The organism is bacterium SCSIO 12844 (assembly GCA_024397935.1).
Taxonomy (GTDB): Bacteria; Pseudomonadota; Gammaproteobacteria; order Francisellales; family Francisellaceae; genus M0027.
Window position 1 is genome coordinate 458,430 of the sequence record CP073743.1, and the last position, 17,739, is coordinate 476,168.

At 32.1% G+C, this 17,739-nt stretch carries 14 protein-coding genes; 6 read left to right on the forward strand and 8 right to left on the reverse strand.

Annotated elements, in window-relative coordinates; translation table 11 throughout:
• Nucleotides 1-79 precede the first annotated feature (79 nt).
• Nucleotides 80-766, forward strand: a complete 687-nt coding sequence (locus KFE69_02265) for a hypothetical protein (GenBank protein ID UTW42987.1) — start codon at nt 80-82, stop codon at nt 764-766.
• A gap of 4 nt (nt 767-770) precedes the next feature.
• Here the strand turns inward: KFE69_02265 and KFE69_02270 are convergent, their stop codons facing one another.
• Nucleotides 771-2,435: a hypothetical protein gene (locus tag KFE69_02270; protein UTW42988.1), complete on the reverse strand. Its 1,665-nt coding sequence runs from the start codon at nt 2,433-2,435 to the stop codon at nt 771-773.
• A gap of 322 nt (nt 2,436-2,757) precedes the next feature.
• Nucleotides 2,758-3,096, reverse strand: a complete 339-nt coding sequence (locus tag KFE69_02275) for a P-II family nitrogen regulator (protein ID UTW42989.1) — start codon at nt 3,094-3,096, stop codon at nt 2,758-2,760.
• A gap of 97 nt (nt 3,097-3,193) precedes the next feature.
• Here KFE69_02275 and KFE69_02280 point away from each other — a divergent pair, with 97 nt between their 5' ends.
• The 3 genes from KFE69_02280 (at nt 3,194) to KFE69_02290 (ending at nt 5,570) form a co-directional block, all read left to right on the forward strand.
• Nucleotides 3,194-3,460, forward strand: a complete 267-nt coding sequence (locus KFE69_02280; GenBank protein UTW42990.1) for an accessory factor UbiK family protein — start codon at nt 3,194-3,196, stop codon at nt 3,458-3,460.
• A gap of 121 nt (nt 3,461-3,581) precedes the next feature.
• The gene (locus KFE69_02285; protein UTW42991.1) at nt 3,582-5,090 is read left to right on the forward strand and encodes a YifB family Mg chelatase-like AAA ATPase; all 1,509 of its coding nucleotides are present in this window, start codon (nt 3,582-3,584) and stop codon (nt 5,088-5,090) included.
• A 66-nt stretch (nt 5,091-5,156) separates the two neighbouring features.
• Nucleotides 5,157-5,570 carry an acyl-CoA thioesterase gene (locus KFE69_02290; protein UTW42992.1) on the forward strand — a complete coding sequence of 138 codons (414 nt, stop codon included), beginning with the start codon at nt 5,157-5,159 and terminating at the stop codon, nt 5,568-5,570.
• On the opposite strand, the gene KFE69_02295 is transcribed toward KFE69_02290, so the two are convergent.
• Together KFE69_02295 and KFE69_02300 are read right to left on the reverse strand one after the other, a co-directional pair.
• Nucleotides 5,565-6,884 carry a hypothetical protein gene (locus KFE69_02295; protein UTW42993.1) on the reverse strand — a complete coding sequence of 440 codons (1,320 nt, stop codon included), beginning with the start codon at nt 6,882-6,884 and terminating at the stop codon, nt 5,565-5,567. The genes KFE69_02290 and KFE69_02295 overlap by 6 nt on opposite strands.
• Nucleotides 6,885-7,128: 244 nt before the next feature.
• On the reverse strand, nt 7,129-7,779 hold the full coding sequence (locus tag KFE69_02300) for a glutathione S-transferase family protein (GenBank protein ID UTW42994.1): 651 nt from the start codon (nt 7,777-7,779) through the stop codon (nt 7,129-7,131).
• Nucleotides 7,780-7,926: 147 nt separating this feature from the next.
• On the opposite strand from KFE69_02300, the gene KFE69_02305 reads away from it, so the two are divergent.
• The gene (locus tag KFE69_02305; GenBank protein UTW42995.1) at nt 7,927-9,141 is read left to right on the forward strand and encodes an MFS transporter; all 1,215 of its coding nucleotides are present in this window, start codon (nt 7,927-7,929) and stop codon (nt 9,139-9,141) included.
• Here KFE69_02305 and gshA read toward each other — a convergent pair.
• Both gshA and KFE69_02315 read right to left on the reverse strand, forming a co-directional pair.
• The gene (gshA, locus tag KFE69_02310) at nt 9,127-10,674 is read right to left on the reverse strand and encodes a glutamate--cysteine ligase (protein ID UTW42996.1); all 1,548 of its coding nucleotides are present in this window, start codon (nt 10,672-10,674) and stop codon (nt 9,127-9,129) included. The genes KFE69_02305 and gshA overlap by 15 nt on opposite strands.
• A gap of 47 nt (nt 10,675-10,721) precedes the next feature.
• Nucleotides 10,722-12,056: a dihydroorotase gene (locus tag KFE69_02315; GenBank protein UTW42997.1), complete on the reverse strand. Its 1,335-nt coding sequence runs from the start codon at nt 12,054-12,056 to the stop codon at nt 10,722-10,724.
• A 164-nt stretch (nt 12,057-12,220) separates the two neighbouring features.
• Between KFE69_02315 and KFE69_02320 the strand changes: the two genes are divergently transcribed.
• Entirely contained in the window at nt 12,221-14,701 is a 2,481-nt protein-coding gene (locus KFE69_02320) for a copper-translocating P-type ATPase (GenBank protein UTW42998.1), read from the forward strand.
• A gap of 2 nt (nt 14,702-14,703) precedes the next feature.
• Here KFE69_02320 and KFE69_02325 read toward each other — a convergent pair whose 3' ends face one another.
• Nucleotides 14,704-16,143: a bifunctional diguanylate cyclase/phosphodiesterase gene (locus KFE69_02325; GenBank protein UTW42999.1), complete on the reverse strand. Its 1,440-nt coding sequence runs from the start codon at nt 16,141-16,143 to the stop codon at nt 14,704-14,706.
• Nucleotides 16,144-16,478: 335 nt separating this feature from the next.
• A complete protein-coding gene (locus tag KFE69_02330; GenBank protein ID UTW43000.1) occupies nt 16,479-17,576 on the reverse strand; it encodes an IS4 family transposase in 1,098 nt (365 codons plus the stop codon).
• Nucleotides 17,577-17,739 lie beyond the last annotated feature (163 nt).

Genomic DNA, 17,739 nt, shown 5'->3' on the forward strand with positions numbered 1-17,739 from the left:
AAAATTATATTTATTTCTTTTATTTTGGCAAATAATGATATATATTACCCTGGTTTTACAAGTAATTAGGGTTTTTATGATGAAAAAATTATTAATTTCACTATCTTTATTATCTTTAATGTCATCAGTATATGCTACAGATACAACATCTGCAAAATCTGGTATTGTTTTTCAAGGGCAGGTCTCTGCAAATTTTACACCAGATCAAACGCTTGATGGCGTAAATAATAATAGCCATTTTATTAGTTCACCTGAGACTTATAATGGTGGTCTTGGTGGTGCATTATTTGTTGGTTATGATTATGCGATTAACTCTAATATGACAGTTGGTGGTAAAGTTGGTTATCAATACGTCTATACAGTCAATGAGTATCAAGCTTCATCAGTATTTGGTAATGATCCCGATATAAAATTAAATATGAATAATATACCGGTATTAGCAACCTTTAAATATATCTTTAACTCAGGTTGGTTATTAGGCGCTGAAGGTGGTATTGACATCCAGAAGTGGACATTAAAGCGTGATGGTAATAATGGTTATATTAATGAATATATGGACTACAGTACTAGCTATAGCTCTAACTGGAATATTGCACCAATGATTGGTTTATCAGGTGGTTATCAATTCTCCTTTGGACTAGCTGTTACTGGTAATGTAGATTATGTATTTGGTAAAAGCACAGATGATATTACTTCTGTTAGTGAAAATGATGCATTGGCATACTATAGTATTGGTTTAAACGTTAGTTATACGTTACCAATCTAATTTTCTAATAAGAAGCAATTAATGCTTGAGGGTCATTTCCTATGAGCATAGGTGCTTCTCTAAAATAATTAGCAGGATTATAGTTAGTCGTATTTTCAACAAAATTACGAATACTATTTTTAAACTGCTCCTCAACACTGATGTTATCGTTGTTGACATATTTATATCTTTTGGTTTCCCATTGTGTATCAAATACACGTAAGATATTTTTTAACTCTTTAGCACTTGATGGTGTCATATTACGTTTTCTTTGTAATTGACTGCTTTGAATAATATCCTGCATTATTTGATGTAATTGATTAGGATCTCTAGCATCAGCATTTTGCCATTGCTTTAGCTGCGCTTCTATTTGCTGATAACGTTGAAGTTTATGTTCAGTATTATCAAATGTTTTAGAACCATCTTCAGCATTTTCTAGTGCTTTAGTCAGTTTTTCAATTTGATCTTCACAGTGTTTAGTAAGGCGGTTATGCAATTCTTCTAGTGGGTCATAGCTAAAACGTATCTCTTCTTTAGGTAGATAATAGTTTTTGGCATAATATTGGGCAGCACAGGTGGCTATTACAATTGCTGCACCGATAATTGGTGCATAAGGTCCACCAATTAAAGAGACAGCCATACCAAGAAATAAACCAGCAGCAACACCTAATTTAGCCCATTGTTGACGTTTAGTATAACGTTTTTTAAGCTTTATACGATCTCGCATTTCAATAGCAGATTCGAGTTTTTTAATATTATTTTTTCTTTTTGCTAATGCTTGGTATTTTTCAGGAGGAATATTCATTTTTAGTTTTGCGTAATATTTTAATCTTTGTTCTTCAGATTGATTTTTTTGTTTTAACTGGTTTATACTATTTGGTAGATTTAAATCATTATTAATATTTAATCCCGTACACAAGCTATTAATTTTATTATCTAGCTTATTTATAATTCGATTCATTTTTTGAATTTTTTGATAGGATTTGATTGCTTGATTTAGACAATCAAAACCATATAATGCAACGGTTAAGTAAATACCACCAGGGCCTAAAACCGAGGTTAAGGGTGTTAAATATAATCCTGTCGACATTCCAAAAGTCATTGTGCCTGTAGCAAGCCAGGCTAAGTCGTTGAACCACTCAAAAGCATGTTTTCTTGTATAATCTAGATTGCCTGATTTTGTATGTTTAACAATCAAGGAAGTATGTCTTAAAAATCTCGGTACATACCATAATATACCTAGTGCTGAAATTGCAGGGTTGGCCTTATCAATCGTATTTTTTAGAGCATCTGAATGTAGCGCCTGAGCAATAGAGTCAGCAAGACGTTTAAGGCGCAATGCAAGTAATCTTGAATAATTCCATTCAGGAAAAAAATCAACACCAACCCAAGGCCCTGCCCCATGTTTAAGTTTACTAAAATGTCCTTTAGCGTTAACAAAAATATTAAGTGGGTTTGGCTCTTCTGGGTTTCCGTGGCGTTTTTCTACTATTTTAATAACCCTATTTAATGAAGCTAAACGATCTTGATAATTTAATTGCATTAATAGGTTAGAGTAGTTTATTAGTAATTCATGATATAACTTTTTATCTTTAGAGCTTGGGTTATAGATTGTAAATAACTCTTCGTAGAGTTCGCGTTTTTGGGTTAATGTTAATCCTTCACATAGTTCTTCTAGGAGTGTGTTCATTGTGATATCCTCCATATCCTCTGACTAAATTTGATTTGTTTTTATTATTATGACTTTCAATTAATTATCGTTATTATTATCAAATTAAGTTACTTAGGGGTGGGGTAACACATTGGTTTACATTTAATACCATAGCATATAGATTGCTGTAGTTAATGTGCTAAAGTATTCTCAATGCAATAAAATCTAATTAAAAAATTAAACAATTTAGCATAAGTATTTGAATTTTATTTATAAAATTAATTCATAAAATGAAATAATTATCAGTTATATAATTACCATAGAAAATAAAATAATAGCAGTTGCAACATATTCATTTGATTTATAAAGCATCTTTACCAACTTCTTGTGTACGAATGCGAATGACTTCTTCTAATTGTGTAATAAAGATTTTACCATCACCAATTTTACCAGTTTGTGCATGTTCAATGATCATATCAATAATATCTTCTAGCCACTCATCAACTACAGCAACTTCAAGCTTTATTTTTGGTAAAAAATCAACAGCATATTCTGCACCTCGATATAATTCAGTATGCCCTTGCTGATTACCAAAGCCTTTAACTTCAGTTACAGTCATGCCACCAACACCAAACTCAGTTAAGGCATCTCTAACATCGTCTAATATATGTGCTCTAATAATTGCAGTAATTAATTTCATGGTGACTCCATTTTCTTCTCATTATAGTGTCTATCTGAAAGAATAGTTGTTAAACTTAAACACATTAAATGAATTGATTTTAATAAAGGAGATTATAATGCTAGATACAAAAATATTCGATGAAATGGCAAAAAAATTTACAGATTCTTTGCCACCAGCGCTTAAAAGTATGCAAGAAGAAATGGAAAAGAATTTTAAAACGATTTTGCAAAGTACATTCTCAAAGTTAGACTTAGTCACTAAAGAAGAGTTTGACCGTCAGGTTAAAGTATTAGAAAAAACACGTGGAAAAATTGATCGTTTAGAAAAAGAGTTAGATAAGTTACTAAAAGAAAAAAGTGCTACAACTAAAAAATCAAAATAAATAATTTAAGCATAATAAGATAAAAATAAGTTATATAATAAATAATATAAGCTGTTAGTGTTTTCAAAAAATATATTAAAGTCTAAAATATTGTCAATAATAATAAACAAGGATGTTATTGATGAGTTTGGCGACAGTTAAATCTCGTGCGCAATCTGCAATGAAAGCACCATTGGTCTTTATTGAAGTTCATTTATCCAATGGTTTACCTGGGCTATCAATTGTTGGTTTGCCTGAAACTGCAGTAAAAGAGAGTAAAGATCGTGTACGATCTGCAATTATCAATAGTGGTTTTAGTTTTCCAATGCGAAAAATTACCATTAATATGGCACCTGCCGATTTACCTAAAGAAGGTGGGCGCTTTGACTTACCTATTGCATTAGGTATATTAGCAGCTTCAGGACAATGTAATACTGAAATATTAGAAGCATATGAGTTTGCTGGTGAATTAGCATTAGGTGGTCAATTACGTGCAATAAGAGGTGTGCTACCTTTTGCACTTGCAGCTTTCAATGCAGGTAGTCGACTAATCATTCCAGCGGCTAATGCTGATGATGTCTCATTAGTTAAAGATTTAACTGCTTATAAGGCAAATACGCTATCTGAAGTAATTCATCATTTAGAAACAGTTGAGCCATTAAAAAAAATACGCTCACGTACTCAAATGCCTTATTATGATACAAAGATTGATTTATCAGATGTTAAAGGACAGTATCAGGCAAGAAGAGCATTAGAAATATCAGCTTCAGGCAGACATAATATGTTATTAATGGGACCACCTGGTACTGGTAAAACAATGCTAGCAAGTAGACTTAATACAATTTTACCACCACTAACTGAATCAGAAGCATTAGAAAGTGCATCGATTCATTCTATTCATGGTGCTTATAAAGTTGCAGAGCGTTTTTTTATTCGCCCCTTTAGAACACCTCATCATACAGCATCAGCTGTTGCATTGGTTGGTGGTGGCTCACAACCAAAACCTGGTGAGATTTCGCTTGCACATTATGGTGTTTTATTTCTAGATGAGTTTCCAGAATATGACAGAAGTGTTTTAGAAGTATTAAGAGAACCATTAGAATCAGGTAAAATAACCATATCACGAGCAAATCGAAATGCAGAGTTTCCCGCTAAATTTCAGCTGGTTGCTGCGATGAATCCTTGTCCATGTGGTTATCTAGGCTCTCAAGTAAAGAATTGTTCTTGTACCGAATCACAAGTTAAGCGTTATCAAAATAAGCTATCAGGGCCATTATTAGATCGCATTGATTTACATATTGAAGTGCCAGATTTGCCAAAAGGGTTATTATCGGATCAAAAGTCTACCTATGAAAATAGTGAGACAATTAGAGCTCGTGTTAATATGACTTATGATTTACAAATAGAGCGTCAAGGTTGTACCAATAGTCAATTATCAGGCTTTGAAATTGATCATTTTTGTCGTTTGGCTAAAGCTGAAGCAAAGTTATTAGATCAAGCAATGGAGCGATTAAGTTTATCAGCACGAGCTTATCATCGAATTTTAAAGGTTTCCCGCACAATAGCAGATATAGAAAAATCATCTGATATTCAAATATCACATATTACAGAAGCCTTAAGTTATCGAAAATTGGATCGATATATTCAGTAGATTGATCATTTTAGTCATTTAACTTACAATCCCTTATTAATTATAAGGATAATAAAGGATTTTTTAATGTTACCTAAATTAGCATTTACTGGTGAGTATATATATCAAACTGAAATTGATGTTAGAGTACTAGATTTAAATATGGGTGGACATTTAAGTAATGATAAAGTCTTAAATTACTTAACTGAGGTTAGTGAGCGCTTTTTACAATCTAAAGGATTTAAATTAACTAATATAAATGGTTGTACTTTAGTATTTAGTGCAAGTTATATTCGTTTTAGAAAGGAGGTTTTCTATCCTGAGAAATTAACAGTTAAGTTAGGTATTATGGAGATTACTAAAACACGGGTATTTTTTTATTATTCAATTGAAAATAGCCAAGATCAACTAACTCATCAAGCTGTAATTGAAACAGCTTTAGTTAATAATCAAAGTGGTAAGTTAGAGAAGGCAGAGATGGTTAAGAATTATTTATTATAATTCAACACCAAATGATTGCTCAGGTTGTAATTTATCTAAGTATTCTTGAAATAATTTAGGTGGATTTTGTTCAATTTTACCACGCTCATCAGAACTAAGTTGATTATATGACTTATATTCTTCTTGTTGCAACTGCCATGCTAATTTTTCATCTAGGTTTTTTTGATTGTTGCGGATGTCTGGGTTTTGTCTATGTACCTTTTCTTGCTGCTCAGAAGTTAGTTTACTAAGTGCAGTGTTAGTTAGCTGTACATTTTCTATAATCTCAGAATAAGCATTTTCAAGTTCTTTATATGATTGATAAGTTCTATCTGCTTTATCTTCTAATGCAGAAGCTATTTTAACTGTTTGGCTATTTACAAGGCCACTTAGATTCTCTGTGAATTTTTGATAAGCTTCAGGTGCTTTTTCTTTTGCAATTTTAGTGACCAATTCTGTATGTGTTTTAGGCTCGTAATCAACATCTACTTTTGTTTCATAAGCATTAATAACATGTGTAGCACAGTCGAAATTATTTGTTTGTTCTTCTGTTGACCAGTATTCAGGTTCTTCAACATCAGGGTTATCAATTTCTTTTAGTAAATCATGACTTTTTTCAAGTATGGTTTGTTGTCTCGGGGTTAATTGATTATCTGGCTGTTTAAAAGGTTGTGAATCTTGAATAGTCCAATCAGTTTGGTTTGCTTCACGTTGTAGATAAAACCAATGTCCATCTTCAATGCAAGGTATAAAGACTGTTTTATCTTCATTTTCTGCAATTAATTGTTGCAAAGTTGTATCATGCTCATAGTCAAAAGTAGAAACTGAAATGGGTTTACTAATAAGAATATCATTATTCTCTGTACCATGATTTGGTAATAAAGTTTCCATATCTTTAACAGTAAATAAAGTTTGCGTATTTAAATTACCAGTTTTTTGTAATTCATCAGCAACACTAAGATAAGCTTGCGCGTGCTGATTAATTAGACCTGTATTAGCTTTTTCTAGTTCAAGTTGTAGTTGTAATTGCCATTGCATTAGCTGCTTATGTTTTTCTTCAAAATTGTAGCGAAAGTCTGAAAAAATATCGTGAAAATTTTCTAAAAATTTTGCGCCTTTAGTAGCAGGTTCTATAGATAATAATTGATATAGTTCAATATTATATTGCTTACAAAATTGAGCAATATTCTTTTTATTTTCTTCAAGTTGTTTAATTAGTAGAGGATTGTTAGCAAGTTTTGCAAGCTCTAATAGGCCACCTTGTTCATCAGCTAACTCTACTGATGGAGTTAATTGCTTTTCTATTAGCTTTTGTTGCTCTGGACTTAATGGCATATCGCTCTACCTTAAAACTTTATAATTGAACTTATCATACCTTAATATAAATAACTAAATCTACTGATTGGTTTTTAATCATGTAATCTTAATTAGGTATTAAATAACATTATACGTTGATTTGTAATAGGTAATATATCATAATTTGATGTAATAAATTTATATAGAAATTTCTAAAAAATTTAAGTAGAAACGTAATTTATCGCGTTTAAGCGAAGAACTATTCTATCAAAGAAAATATAATTTAAACAGTTGCTTTTTCAAAAAAGCCTTCACCATAGTATTGATGTACTTTGGTATAGAATGCTTCTGTCATTAACTGTTTGCGCCAGTTATTAAGATGTGGGTACTGATTTAGATCAATATCAATTAGATCAACTGGATCAAGACTTGCCAATAACTCAATATCCGCAATCGTCATATGATTACCTGCAATATAAGTATTATTCGTTAACTGTGCTTCAAGAATAGGTAGATGATTGCTTAAAAACTGATGGCCTTCTTCCATAGAGCGGCTGTCAACTTCAATACCGATTTTATCAGCAAAGTATCGGTTAAATAAAACTTTACTAACATTTGTACCAATATGTGATGCTGCAAAGTCTAACCATTGATTAACTAAAGCTTGTTGTTGTAAATCAGATGGGTAGTAGTTTGTGTTATGGACTTTTTCAGCTAGATAGCGAACAATCGCATTACTTTCAAATAATGTAAAATCACCATCTTCAATCACAGGGACTTTGCCTGCTGGATGACGTTTGATATGAGCTTCAGATTTATGCTCACCTTTCCATGGGTTTAATGCGACAAATTCATACTCAAGATTAAACAAATTAAGTGCAAATCTAACCTTATTAGTTGGAAATGATAAATTAAATCCATAAAGTTTTATCATGATCCTATATCCTTAAATTAATATAAAACACGACACTACTTTACGTAACTTGCTTTTAATTTACAATGGCGATACAATGCTGCCTGAAAAATCAATTTTGTATATTATTTGTTCTATTTTTAATACTTAAAGATTTATGGTGAACTAATGCAGATGATAAAACATTTAAGCTTAATACTCTGTATTGTATTAACCGATATTGCCGTTGAAATTAATATCGATAGTTATTTTCCATCGGTACCACATATGGCTGAAAGCTTTGGCGTATCAATTGGTGCTGTACAGATTGGTTATGCCACATTTCAAATTGCTTGTGCATTGGGTGTTTTTATTTTTGGTCTTTTAGCAATACAAGTTGAAAAGCGTCGATTAACTTTAATTGCCTTAGTAATTTTAATTGTCTCACTGATTGGTGTATCAGTTATTAATCATATTTATTTGTTTTATATTTTACGTTTTATTACAGGCTTTGCTGTCGGCGGTATTATCTCTGTGACTTCAGTCATTATGACAGAGGTTTTTAGTGGTAAAGATATTGCAAAGGTAGGATCAATTTTAATGATGATATTGGCAGTTGTGCCAGCTGCTGCACCTTTTTTAGGGGGGGTGGTTGAAAGTTCAACTCATATTTGGCAGCTAAATTTTATTATTCCTATGATAATTTGTGCATTCGTTTTTCTGCTTGTGTGTTGGAAGTTATCAACCTATCCACCAGAAAATGATGTTCAAACGCTGAAACTAATGCTAAGAGATTATATTGCGCCATTAAGTGACCGTGCTGTTTGGTTTGTTATTTGTAATATTTTAGGTTTTGGCTGGATATTATTTTATATGACAATATCGCCAGAGTTATATCAAGTTCATTTTGGCCTATCAGCTTATGACTATGGTAATTTAAGTTTAGGTATGATCGTTGTTTTTTTCTTAGCGCCATTGTTAAATATTTTGTTGCTTAAATTTATGAGCTTAAGAAATATTATTTTTATAGGCATTTTTATTATGCTAATTTGTAGTGCTGTCGGGCTTTATTTACACTTAGAGTCACTCTATGTGGTATATAGTATTTTAGTTATTTTCTTATTTGGCTTATCTTTAGTTAGAAGTAACCTATATGCTGTATCAACGGAGTATTATTCAAGAAAAGAGAATATGGCAAGTATTTATCTATTATTAGTGATTTTGATCTCGCCAATTTTTAGTTACTATGGTGCGTACTATCGAATTAATGAAGTAGTTGATATTTATCAGGTTGCGCTTTATTTTACCCTAGCCTTATTAATGACATTTTTATTGAATTTATGGTGGTCAAATAAGAAAAAAGATAATTGTGATTCAAAGCAATTAGACTTAGCGGCAAACTGAAGCATAATAGCGTTGGATATAAGATTCAAATGCCCCTTCTTCTTTTGTTTCAAGTAATTTTAATGCCTCTTGAGAATCTGATACTTCACGCTTAAGCTTAGCGAGTAGATTTAAGGGTAATTTAGTTTCAAGTAATGATTGTTGATGTTGATAAGCTTGATTAAGCATCCAATCTTCTGTATTAAGTTTACTTTGTTTAATTGAATTAATTAACATTGCTGAAGGTGTTTTTTCAACATCATTTAATTTTTCGATTTGTGCATAGACAGCTGATTGGTAATGGTTAGTAGCATTTGTTTGATCCCATTTTTCAGCGATTAAAAGACATTCATTTAATATAAGATGAGCCCAATCTTTTAATAATATGTCATTTGAGTTTTTATGTAGTTTTAGTTGTGGGTTACGTCCATAATTAGCGACTAATGCAAAATTTTCTTTGGCAATTTGAATCATTGATTTGGAATATATTGGTGCTTCAGCTAATAAGCAATAAAGGAAAAATACATCCAAAAAGTGTGCGCTTTGAAGATCAATTCCTAATGGCATAAAGGGATTAATATCTAATGTACGTAGCTCTATATAGCTAACACCACGTTTAGATAAGGCGCAAGCAGGGCGTTCACAACGATGGACAATTTGTTTGGGGCGTATGGGGTTATAATATTCATTTTCAATTTGTAAGATACAATCATTTAATTGTTTATAGCCATAGTTTTTATCTAAAACACCAAGTTGAGTATAGTCAGAAAATGGTATTTGTGTTGCTTTAACTAAGTCATTGACATAACTTTTAATATCTCGATAAGAAATATTTAAATCCTTTTGTGCATGACTTTGATAACCAAATTCACTCATGCGAAGACAGGTTGCATATTTATGATAATAGTATTGGCTGTCAAATTCTTGTAATTTATGTTGATTATTAACAGATGTTTTCGCAATAATCGGCGTTGCGCCAAATAAATAGGGCAATAGCCAAGCGTTTTGATAGAACTTTCTTATTAAGCGAAAATAATACTTATTTTTATAGTATTGTAATGTATGTTCACTATGACCATTTTCAGGGATAAGTTGGCTAAGAAATTCATCAGGAAAAGAAAAATTATAATGAATGCCTGCAATTATTTGCATAACTTTACCATAACGTATTGCTAAACCTCGGCGGTATATATGTTTCATCATACCTGAGTTTGAATGGCCAAAATCAGCAATTTTAATTTCATCTTCACAAGTCTTAGGCGGCATACTCATAGGCCAGAGTAATTCACTATGTTCAAGGTTTTGATAAGTGAAGTTTAAATAGGTTTCTAAGCTTTCAAATAATGATGAATAGCTCTCAAAGGGCTCAGTAATGAGTTCAAGTAACCCTTCAGAGTAATCAACTGTAATATTAGGGTGAGTTAATTTTTCACCTAGTTTTTTACTGTGATTGCTTTGTGCAACATTGCCTTTAGGAGTAACTCTTAAAGCCTCACGTTCAATGCCACGTTTAATAGAATCTAATGTTTTAAAGTCAAGGTCAGAGAGATTCATAATAATTCGCCTTATGCAAAATAATTGATATTTAGCAAATGGAGACGCTATCGACTAAATTCAAGGGCAAGGGCTGGTGTTTCATAAATAAATTTACCATTTAAATATAATAATTCACCATTAACCATAGTCATTTGAACGGTCCCATGTAAATCAATACCAGAAAACGGGTTCCATTTACACTTATAAAAACTGCCTTCATCGGTAACTGACTGAACTTTTTCAGGGTCAACTAATACAAGATCAGCATAATAGCCTTCACGGATAAAGCCTCGATCTTTAACTTGATAAACAATTGCAGGGTTATGCGCTGTTTTTTGCACAATTTGCTCAATACTAAAAACGCCTTGGTGTACAAGTTCAAATAGAGATGGCAAAGCATGTTGTACTAGTGGTAATCCAGCTGGTGCTTGAAAATAAGTATTATTTTTTTCATCCTTTGTATGTGGGGCATGATCTGTTGCAATAATATCAATTAAATTAGAGTTAATGGCATCTCGTAAGGTGTTGCGATCATTAATTGTTTTAATTGAAGGGTTGCATTTAATTAAGCTACCTTTGCTTTCATAGTCTTGGTCATTAAAAAATAAGTGATGAACACAGGCTTCTGCAGTAATTTGTTTTTTCTCCAAGGGAATTGATGAATCAAATAAACTCATTTCTTTAGCAGTAGTCAAATGTAGTACGTGTAGCTTAGTACCGTGGCGTTTGGCTAATTTTACAGCTAAAGAGGATGATTTAAAACAAGCGGCTTCTGAACGGATATCTTTATGGTATTTAAAAGGTATATCATCACCATATTTTTCTTTATAAGCTTTTTCATTGAGAGTGATCATTGGTGTGTCTTCACAATGTGTAGCAATTAGGGTAGGGCTTGCAGCAAAAATATCGTTTAATATCTGTTCATCATTAACAAGCATATTACCGGTTGATGCACCCATAAATACTTTAACACCAGCAATTCTGCTTCGATCAGCTGATTTAATTGATTCTAAGTTATTGTTACTAGCACCTAAATAGAAGGCATAATTTGCTAGCGATTTATATTTAGCTCGATTTAATTTATCTTCAATCGCCTGCATATCAAGCGTTGGTGGTGTAACATTGGGCATTTCCATATAGGAAGTAATACCACCGGCAATGGCCGCTTTTGACTCACTTTGGATATCACCTTTATGGGTTAACCCAGGCTCCCTAAAATGAACTTGATCATCAATCATACCAGGTATAATATATTTTCCTAATGCATCAATAATCGTTGCATGGGTTGATGTAATATGTGGTGCTATTTTTTCGATTCGTCCATTTTTAACTTTAATATCAGTTTCAATTTGCTTGCCTTCATTGACGATAATGGCATTTTTAATAATATATGCGCTCATGATTTTCCTACAGTATAAATACAGCTAAATTTGTTAAATATATTATACTCGTTATAGATGTTAATTGTAATTCATAGCAGAAACAAAACGGCCTCTAAGGTTGAATTTTAAGTTTAAGAAGAATTAAGATAGAGTATCTTTTGAGAGTAAAGTGAGGTAGATAAATGAAAGGGCAAGAGCATGTGGAAGTTTTTTTAGTTGATGCAATGCGCTGTTCATCCTGTGTGGCAAAAATTGAAACGGCAGTTGGTGGGTTAGATGGTGTTAAATTTGTTAATGTTAATTTAATGGAAAAAGAGGTAACTATCTCAGGTGGTAATCGAGACTTAATAATTAAAAAATTAACAGATTTAGGTTATCCAGCAAAGCTAAAACAAACACCTCAAGTAAAAGGTGTGCAATTTTCAATTAATAATATGTCTTGTTCAAGTTGTGTTGCTAAAATTGAAAATGCCTTATCCAAAGTCAATGGTGTGACAGCGGTCAATGTAAATTTTGTTGAGAAATTTGCTAAAGTAGAAGGTGATTTTAAAGCCAGTGATATTTTATTTGAATTAGAAAACCTCGGTTATCCTGCTACTGTAATTAAAGCAAATGATTTAGATCAGATTACATCTCGAAAAAAATCAGCTAAAGCTGAAATTAGGCATAGTTATTATAGAGCGATCATCGCATTTATTATGGGTTTATTTTTATTTATTCCAGATATGCTTGCGATGCTTTCAGACAAAATAGAGATCTTTCCTTCATTTTATCACCATACAAAAGGCATATTTAATATAGACCCTTATCCTTTTTGGCTTGTGATGTTAATTTTAGTTTTGGCTGTGATGATTTATTCAGGGGGACAGTATTACCAAGGTGCTTGGAAACAGTTTAAACATCGTTCATCAAATATGGATACCTTAATTGCCTTAGGTACAGGTGCTGCATTTCTCTATTCAGCTTTAGTGATACTATTTTCTAAATGGTTGCCAAAAGAGATGTTATACATTTACCTGGATGCAGCGGTTTTAATCCTCGCATTTGTTAATTTTGGTCATGCCTTAGAGACAAAAGCTAAAGGGAGAACTTCAGAGGCCATTGAAAAACTAGTTGGCTTAAAACCAAAAACGGCAATCGTATTACAAGGTGATAAGGAAGTTGAGCTAGATGTTGATTTACTATCGCTTGGTGACTGTGTATTAGTCAAACCAGGCGAAAAATTACCAGTTGATGGTGTTGTGATTGATGGTGAAAGCTCAGTGAATGAGTCAATGCTCACAGGTGAATCATTACCTGTTACTAAAAGAATAGATGATGAAGTCTATCAAGGCACGATTAATTTAAATGGTATATTAACAGTTCAGATTAAAACAGATATGGCTGAAACACAGCTAGCTAAAATTATTGATTTGGTTCGACAAGCCCAAAGTTCAAAACCGCAAATTGCAAGATTAGTTGATACGATAGCAGCGGGTTTTGTACCGATTGTAATCGGTATTGCTTTTATTACATTTGCACTGTGGCTTGGTACAAGTTTGCCACATGCGGTAACTGCTGCAATTAGTGTTTTAGTTATAGCTTGCCCATGTGCCTTAGGTTTAGGGACGCCAATTGCTATGATGATTGGTATGGGAAAATCTGCAGAGTATGGTGTGTTAGTAAGAAATGCGCAAGCTTTGCAATCTGCAAGTAAGCTTAATATGATTGTTTTTGATAAAACAGGAACATTAACTGAAGGTAAGCCTGAGGTAACAGAGGTGCACTGGCAAGGGGACAGCGATCAAAGTAAAGCCTTAAATTATTTATATCAAATAGAAAAGTATTCAGAGCACCCATTAGCTCAAGCTATTTGTCAATATATTGAAACAAAGGAGACTGCCATTAGTCCAGTTGATTTAAAAGGCTTTCAAGCAATTTCTGGGCGCGGTGTTAAAGGATTGATCAATCAAGAACCAATCTTTATTGGCAACGAAAAATTAATGCTAGATGCTAAAGTTCAGTTAAGTGATGAACAAAAGTCACTATCTATATCACTAGCTGAAAGTGGTGCAACCTCTATTTTCGTTGGTTTAAATGGCAAAGTGATTTTAACCTTAGCAATTACAGATCCAATTAAACCAGAAGCCAAAGAGATGATTAATTTGATACATTTAATGGGTATTAAAACGGCAATGATTTCAGGTGATTTATATCAAAGTGCACAGGCGGTGGCACAGAGTGTTGGCATAAATACTGTATATGCTGAAGTATTGCCTGAAGATAAGTCAGCCTATATTAGACGATTACAAAATGAAAAATTAAATGTTGCTATGGTTGGTGATGGTATTAATGATGCGCCAGCCTTATCTCAAGCTCAAGTGGGTTTTGCAATTGGTTCAGGAACTGATGTAGCTATTGAAAGTGCTGATATTACCTTATCCAGTGATAATTTATATTCGATTAAAAATGCGATTGTGTTTTCACGTAAAATTATGCGTAATATTAAACAAAACCTATTTGGTGCATTAATTTATAATGTCATTGCCATCCCAGTTGCAGCTGGTGTTCTTTATCCATTTTTTGGCATCTTACTTAGCCCAATAATTGCTTCTGTTGCAATGGCATTATCTTCAATTACTGTGGTACTAAATGCATCAAGGTTAAGAAGGTTAAAACCTTAAAATTATTCATCTTTTACAATTAATTTCTCTGCATCTTTTGGTATTAGTGGCTTTGAAAAATAATATCCCTGAACAAAGTCACATGTCTCTTTAACTAATAAATCTAGTTGTGCTTTTGTTTCAACACCTTCAGCGACAACTTTAAGATTAAGTTTTCTTGCTAATGCAATAAGAGAAGAGACAATACTATTATCAGCATCTTCAACACCTAAGCCTTGAATAAATGTTTTATCAATTTTAATCGTTGTAATGGGTAAGTATTTTAGATGCGAGATAGATGAGTAACCGGTACCAAAATCATCTAATGCATGTGATGTACCAAGTTTATGTAACTTATCTAGCATATGACCACCATGTTGCATAATGGCCATTTCAGTAATTTCAAATTCAAACAATTGATAGGGTAATTGATACTGATCAATAATTTTACTAATGACTTTAAATAAATCTTCTTCAGTTAATTGTACAGGGGAGAGATTAATTGACATTTTATAGTTAAACTTTTTTGTATGATTCCACAGTGCTACTTGCTTACAAACAGTTTCTAAAACCCACTGGCCAATTGCGTGTATCATGCCATTTTCTTCTGCAATGGGTATAAATTGATCAGGAGGTATTATGCCTAGTTTTTTATTCTTCCAGCGTATTAATGCTTCAAACCCATGTAGTTTACATTCAGGTAATGCATAAATAGGCTGATATACCATACTAAACTCATTATTTTTTAAAGCTTGTTTTAATTGCTGTTCAATGGTTAATTGTTGTATATGGTCTTTATGTAGATTAGTGGTTGCATAGGTGTAATTTATTTCACTAGAAGTTTTTGCTCGATACATTGCAATATCTGCATTTTTTATTAAATCAGTTTCATTATCTGCAATCATTGGAAAACATGAAATACCAATGCTTGCACCAATAGTTGCACTATGACCGTCTAAATCATAGGGCTTGTTAAGCTCTTGAGTGATTTTCCAAGCAACAATACCTGCGGCATGCGTGCTTTTAATCTCATGTAAAATAACAGCAAATTCATCACCACCGATTCGTGCGACAAAGTCACCTTTTCTTAAACTTTTTTTAAGTCGTAAAGCAACTTGTTTTAGTAGTAAATCACCAATTTGATGTCCTAATGTATCATTAACATTTTTAAACTTATCTAAATCAATAAATAAAAGTGCTAGAATATGTTGATGTCTTTTAGCATGCGCCATTAACCTGTGTAATGTTTCTTCAAAATTTCGTCGATTTGGTATATCCGTTAATACATCATTACTAGCAAGTTTTTTTAATAGTTCATTTTGTTGATGAATTTGCTCTATTAATAGTTTATTTTCAAGAATCAAGTCATGCATGGATGAAAGTTCTACTGAATTAGTTTTTTGATTATTAACATTATTTTCACTACTTTCGTTAGTTGAAGTTAGTTTTTTTAATGTATTCATTTGATTATTTAATTCACTAAATAATTGAGACTTCTCAATAGTTGTTGAGACTGCGCGTTCAAAACCAGTGGATGTTAGTTTTTCAGTATTGAGTTTATCAAGTACATATTGATTTAACTCATCTGTTTGATTTTGGCCATCTTTTAGTAGATAAATAATGGGTATTTTTATATTGCTTGGATTTAAGTTTAATTTTAAAAACGCTTTAGTTTTATCAAAACCAAGTAAAATTGCAGCATAATGATTATTAGTTAATATTTGACTATTTAATTTTTCATTATTATAAGTGGTGATTTGATAAGATTTTGAGTGAGTATTAATTAATTTTTCTCACACTACATGACACCTACCAGAGCCATTCTTTGACTAATTGATATTTTAGGTTTAAATGTAGCTTTGATAATATTACAGATATACTCTGAAGAATTAATGGCTCTGGCTAGCGATTTAGCAATAGTTTCAGTACCAATTTTAATCAAAGACTTAGCTTTAAATCCATGCTTTTTAATTTTAATAGGTTTAATGCTTTCTAATATTTCACCTGTACGATAAGACCATATTAATGCAATGGATACAACAAACATAAGCCTTGAAAGTTTTTGCATATCAGTTAAGTGGGTATTCTCAAAATTAAAACCACGTTTTTTAATAGCTGAAAAAAATGACTCAATCTCCCATCTTATTTTATATTGATCGAGTGCATTTAGGTTAAACTCTCTAGTTACAACAATAACTAATTCACCTGTAGGCAGTCGCAGTCCTGAAACATATAAATCGCAGCCTACTATACACTTTGTATTATGAAGTGTTCTTGCTTGTGAAGCTTTAAGAGTTAGAAATAATTTTGAAATCTTTTTATTAGAAGCTAGATAATTACCTTTGGCTCGAATAACAAATTTAACTTGTTTGCTAGACAAATAAGCTATCCAATTTCCATCAATAAATTCACGATCACATAAAAGTGTTTTAATTCTAGTTGCAGGAATAAATTCAAGTAGTTGATCAAATAGTCTCTGCCTATCAATGGCTTTTGAGTTACCTCTCTTTCGCTGAGGAAGCAGTGACCAAATCACAGGAATTGCAACACCTTTATAAGCAATAGCAATCATTAGAAAATTAATATGTACCTTGCCAAACTTCCAGTTAGTTCTATCCATGCATAATATGACTTGATCAGATAAATTGAAAATGGTGTCGACTAGTTTCCAGAGGCTAAGAAAAGATATTTCAAACCTTGTGATAAAACGTTGAAGACGCCTATAACATGACGTAGTTGATGCTTTTGATGGAAAACATTTAGCAATTTGTGAAAGATTAACATCATTTATTATCTGTAGGGCAATAATAAAGTAAGTTAGGCATTCAGTATTCCAAAAAGATAAGTTAAAATAGTGCTTCAGTGACTGTTGTAATTCATTGATGTGTTTCATCATATCGCTCTTTTTTGTTTTTTGGCGATTATAAGAATGAACGATAACAATGAAAAATCAATGGGTTACACCGTTACTGTCGTGTAGTGTGAAATAGTTTGATTAATATAAATACCAATTATTTCAAATTTAGTTTTATTATATTTGATAATTTACTCTAATTCTA

Excerpts from the sequence above, each read along its gene's own strand:
- KFE69_02290 (UTW42992.1), top strand. The coding sequence starts at position 5,157 with ATGTTACCTAAATTAGCATTTACTGGTGAGTATATATATCAAACTGAA.
- KFE69_02305 (UTW42995.1), top strand. The coding sequence starts at position 7,927 with ATGCAGATGATAAAACATTTAAGCTTAATACTCTGTATTGTATTAACC.
- KFE69_02285 (UTW42991.1), top strand. The coding sequence starts at position 3,582 with ATGAGTTTGGCGACAGTTAAATCTCGTGCGCAATCTGCAATGAAAGCA.
- KFE69_02275 (UTW42989.1), bottom strand. The coding sequence starts at position 3,096 with ATGAAATTAATTACTGCAATTATTAGAGCACATATATTAGACGATGTT.
- KFE69_02280 (UTW42990.1), top strand. The coding sequence starts at position 3,194 with ATGCTAGATACAAAAATATTCGATGAAATGGCAAAAAAATTTACAGAT.
- KFE69_02270 (UTW42988.1), bottom strand. The coding sequence starts at position 2,435 with ATGAACACACTCCTAGAAGAACTATGTGAAGGATTAACATTAACCCAA.
- KFE69_02265 (UTW42987.1), top strand. The coding sequence starts at position 80 with ATGAAAAAATTATTAATTTCACTATCTTTATTATCTTTAATGTCATCA.
- KFE69_02325 (UTW42999.1), bottom strand. The coding sequence starts at position 16,143 with ATGAATACATTAAAAAAACTAACTTCAACTAACGAAAGTAGTGAAAAT.
- KFE69_02330 (UTW43000.1), bottom strand. The coding sequence starts at position 17,576 with ATGATGAAACACATCAATGAATTACAACAGTCACTGAAGCACTATTTT.
- gshA (UTW42996.1), bottom strand. The coding sequence starts at position 10,674 with ATGAATCTCTCTGACCTTGACTTTAAAACATTAGATTCTATTAAACGT.
- KFE69_02295 (UTW42993.1), bottom strand. The coding sequence starts at position 6,884 with ATGCCATTAAGTCCAGAGCAACAAAAGCTAATAGAAAAGCAATTAACT.
- KFE69_02320 (UTW42998.1), top strand. The coding sequence starts at position 12,221 with ATGAAAGGGCAAGAGCATGTGGAAGTTTTTTTAGTTGATGCAATGCGC.
- KFE69_02300 (UTW42994.1), bottom strand. The coding sequence starts at position 7,779 with ATGATAAAACTTTATGGATTTAATTTATCATTTCCAACTAATAAGGTT.
- KFE69_02315 (UTW42997.1), bottom strand. The coding sequence starts at position 12,056 with ATGAGCGCATATATTATTAAAAATGCCATTATCGTCAATGAAGGCAAG.